Here is a 1,250-nt window from a genome sequence, read left to right as displayed (position 1 = left end):
TGAAAGCAATTTGATATAATTCTTGTTTATTCATTTTCTTCTCCAATATTATTTAGCTTAATAATACGTTATTCTTTTTTCAAAACACTAAGTTATTCAGTTCACCATCAAGAACTTTTATAGTTTCATTTCTTTCCTTATCCTCTTGATTGTCATATAAAAGTTGTTCAATAAACTCCCATATATCTTCTAGTTTACGTCTAATATGATAGAATAACAAAGCATCCGTATTGATTAAAAAATCTTTGTGTAATTTCAGGTATATGTTCATAAATACATCATAATATGGCTTATCAACAAAAAACATGAGATCAGCTTTTACTGGAGCCAATTTCAAGCCTTCCCAGTCAATTAGAACTAACTGCTCATCCCGTTGCATCAAGTTCCAATTATGAATATCTGTATGGCATAGGGCCATTTTAGGATTACTTCGTCTTAGAATCTCCGACAGTCCTTCAACTCTGTCAATAGATTGTTCAAGGGGTTTTATGTGTGCCCCAAGCAAGCATTTTAAGTCCATGGGAAGACTGGCGCATTCTTTACGCAATACTTGTTTTAGCTGTTTCAGAAATGGCAAGCTAAAATCTTCCCTAATTAGTTGCACATATACCTACTATATCAATAAATTTTGAGTTATCATTGACTATATTAGTTGCTATTATCAGAATAGTCGTCGATAACTATATTTTCGTGCAAATATGCAAATAAGTAAAATGATAGTTATGTTATATCATAATAATTGAAAATAATAGAATGCATTTTTCAATGTAATAAGATTAAGCGTTCTCTTAAAGTTAGAGAACGCTTAATTATTTTTAATTTATTGAAATAATTTGTAACTATTGAAAACAGACAAAAATTGTTCATTGGATAATTTATCAAGATCAGTAACATTCGCATGCTTCAGCACCTGTCTTAATTGATTTTTAGTAAAAAGAACATGATATTCCCTGTTTACCCATTTATAAACGAAAAATCTATACTTTTTGTAGTCCTTCTTTAAAATAAATGGTTTATGCCTTTCAAGTACAATCAATACAGAATCTACATTAGGCTTAGGGTGAAAATATGCTCGTGGCACTTTTTTAAGAATTTTTATATCCATTTCCACCATTAACAGCAAACCTAAAGCTCGTTGGGTATTTTGCAACCTTTTAGCAAATCCCCTCTCTACAATAAGGTAGCTATATTTCGCTTGACTATCAAAAGCAATCTTTTTTACAATATCAGTACTAATATTGTAGGGAATA

The 1,250-nt window shown here is 30.2% G+C and carries 2 protein-coding genes; both read right to left on the bottom strand.

Features of this window, described 5'->3' with window-relative positions; genetic code table 11:
• Window positions 1–79: 79 nt before the first annotated feature.
• Window positions 80–604 carry a phosphotransferase gene (locus BQ7400_RS00020; RefSeq protein WP_001176020.1) on the bottom strand — a complete coding sequence of 175 codons (525 nt, stop codon included), beginning with the start codon at window positions 602–604 and terminating at the stop codon, window positions 80–82.
• Window positions 605–820: 216 nt separating this feature from the next.
• On the bottom strand, window positions 821–1,250 hold a 430-nt coding region (locus BQ7400_RS00015; RefSeq protein ID WP_072469050.1), incomplete at its 5' end, for an rRNA adenine N-6-methyltransferase family protein.

The sequence above is a fragment of the Urinicoccus massiliensis genome (assembly GCF_900120405.1).
Lineage (GTDB): Bacteria > Bacillota > Clostridia > Tissierellales > Peptoniphilaceae > Urinicoccus > Urinicoccus massiliensis.
The sequence above is the reverse complement of the archived record's forward strand: the minus strand, read 5'-3'. Positions and strand labels throughout refer to the sequence as shown.